4 protein-coding genes are annotated in these 2,778 nt (G+C 46.3%); all 4 read right to left on the bottom strand.

Annotation, left to right across the window (positions count from 1 at the left end; genetic code table 11):
* Positions 1-394, bottom strand: a 394-nt coding sequence (locus AC4E7D_RS13620; RefSeq protein WP_490174328.1) for a Gfo/Idh/MocA family protein, incomplete at its 3' end; no start/stop codon positions are given.
* Between the two features lie 28 nt (positions 395-422).
* Entirely contained in the window at positions 423-608 is a 186-nt protein-coding gene (locus AC4E7D_RS13615) for a hypothetical protein (protein WP_490174327.1), read from the bottom strand.
* A 127-nt stretch (positions 609-735) separates the two neighbouring features.
* Positions 736-2,010 (bottom strand): BspA family leucine-rich repeat surface protein, encoded by a 1,275-nt coding sequence (locus AC4E7D_RS13610; protein WP_490174326.1) that lies wholly within the window; start codon positions 2,008-2,010, stop codon positions 736-738.
* Between the two features lie 196 nt (positions 2,011-2,206).
* A partial coding sequence (locus tag AC4E7D_RS13605) for a BspA family leucine-rich repeat surface protein (RefSeq protein WP_490174325.1) occupies positions 2,207-2,778 on the bottom strand: 572 nt, incomplete at its 5' end.

Below are 2,778 nucleotides of genomic sequence, written 5' to 3'. Positions count from 1 at the left end.
AGTGGGTGAGGGGCTTCTGGCAATAGACTGCCTTGCCCTGTTGCATGGCTGCCAGGGAGGCCGGGGCATGGGTATGGTCCGGGGTGGAAACGATCACCGCATCGATCTCGTCTTTCATTTCGTATAACATTATCCGGTAATCCGAATAGGTTTTGGCATTTGGGAACTTCTCGTGGGCAGCTTTCAGGTAGTTGGCATCCACATCACACAGGGCCACTACACGTACTTGTGGGTGAGAAGCTATGTCCCTGAGGTCTTCAAACCCCATATTGCCCACCCCAATGTGGGCGGTTCTCAGTTGGTTTTCTTGTCCCACGGCTTTCAGGGCAGAGGGGAGTAAGGAAAAGCCCAGGGCTCCCAGCCCGGAGGTCTTTAAAAAGGTTCTTTTATCCATGCTTAGCGTAATTTAATCGTTTGGCCCCTTATTCCTTTTTTGTGATCGACATGAGGATGACCATGGCCATCAGCAGCCAGATGATAAAGGTTTCCCCGTGGGTCATTTCATAGGTAGACCCTGCAGCTTTGGCTGCCAGGAGCACAATGTAGACAACAATGGGGGATAACAAAAGGGCGATCAGCAACTTAAGAAGTGATTTTTTATAATCCATAATCGGTTGGTTTTAGGTACGTAATACAAGCCATTTTTTGGCAGATTTGAAGATATGAAAAATAAAGATACCGCAGATATTATATCCGCGGTATCTAATTAGAATAGGACCTAATATAATTCCAATTTTAATTGGGATTACAATTCGTAAAGTTGGGTTTGGGAAGTTTCCATTGATACGTACCATAACTAAACCTCTCGCAGGCAACTACATTTGAGACCTCCCATCCACTGAGATTCTGATTAAAGGCAACTGCGGATTCAAGCATGCTTGTCATATCCGTTACATGACTCACATCCCACGTACTGATGTCCTGGTTAAATGCCATTCCTTTGAACATGTAAGACATATCCGTTACATGACTAACATCCCAATTACCTATGGGTTGGTCAAAATAACCGTAAATGAACATTCCGGCCATATTCGTGACATTACTGACATCCCAGTTTCCTATCGGTTGGTTGAAACGTGACATAAAGAACATACCTCCCATATCGGTGACACTACTCACATCCCAAGTATTGATGGGCTGGTTAAATTGTGACACCCGGAACATTTCACCCATATCCGTAACACTACTCACATCCCAGGAGCCTATATCCTGGTTAAAAGGGGTTCTAATAAATATGCCATCAAAGGAATAACCCCTGAACATACTATTCATATCCGTAACATTACTAACATCCCAAGAACCGATATCTTCATTAAATGTAGATTCCGCAAACAATCCACTCATGTCCGTTACCTTGGTGGTACACACCCTGGTTACATCCTCTTCATTTTGAACCATTTCTCTTAACATACTTTCATCCACAACCGTATAGACCACCCCGCTGATTTCTCCGCTTTGCCCTACCTGAGCCCATTCATATGCCTTAATGGTAATGCCATTTTCATCCAGGTAAATGGGGGAAGTTAATGGACATCCCTGCTCGTTGACCGCTTCTCCTTCGGGAGTGTTGGGACAAACGTCCATATCATCCGTGACCCCGTCCCCGTCTGTATCTTTTTGTGTATGCGAACAGCCGTTGCTGTCCACGTCTTCTCCTTCTGGCGTATCGGGACAGGTGTCGGCATCATCCGCGACCCCATCGCCATCGGCATCCGACTGGACAAAAACTAGCGTGATATTCATATCGGCATCCATAGAGGCAGATACGGGGTTGACCGTGCTTTGCAGGTCGCCCATCCACTCTTTGAACACATACCCAGTGGCTGCTGTAGCAGTCAGGGTAATGGAAGTGCCTTCATCAAACACACCTCCATCCGGGGAAACGGTTCCGCCTTCCTCCGGAGTGATGGTCACGGACAAGATGAACTTTTCAGGGTCTTCATCTTTGGCACAGGTGAGCATAAGGAATACAACCGGAAGGATGAGGAGGAGCCTCTTGAAACGTTTCATGGTATGCGGTTTTGGAGTTAGCCAATTTTGGACCTGTAAAGCTATTGCGCGAAACAGCAAACCGCAATGATGCTGGTCAATTGCGAAGGGATTCTGCTTGTTTAAGTCGCTCCCAGTGCAGGAGGAAATCATGGGAAAGAACCCGCGAATTCGTATCCCGGGGATCTTTCAAAAATGGCCGCTTTCGGTATCCCGTTTAATTGGGATTACAATTGGTAAAGTTGGGTTTGGGCAGGGTCCATTGCGGGCTGTTTTCACTGAAATCTGTACAATTGACAACCTGATCTACCTTCCAATTGCTCAAATCCTGATTGAATGCATCACAATGATAGAACATAGCATTCATTTCCCTTACAGCACTCACATCCCAACCCCCAATGGGTTGATTGAATGCGGAAAACCCGAACATACTATTCATTAAAAGAACACGGCTTACGTCCCAATCCCCTATGGGTTGATTAAACTCGGAGAAGGAGAACATAGCGGTCATATCAGTAACATTACCCACATTCCAATCCCCGATGGGTTGGTTGAAGGAAGCAAAACGGAACATGGCCGTCATATTGGTGACATTTCCAACATCCCAGCTGCCAATAGCCTGGTTGAAGGAGGCACCGTCAAACATTTCAGTCATATTCGTCACCTTACTGACATCCCAATTGCTAATATCCTGATTAAAGGGATTGAGGGTAAAGGTTAAGCGGTCCCCACTGAACATGGCACTCATGTTGGTTACGCTACCCACATCCCATGTCCCTATTGGCTGGT

This window comes from Lentiprolixibacter sp., assembly GCF_982873095.1.
This window is presented reverse-complemented; position numbering and strand designations above follow the sequence as displayed.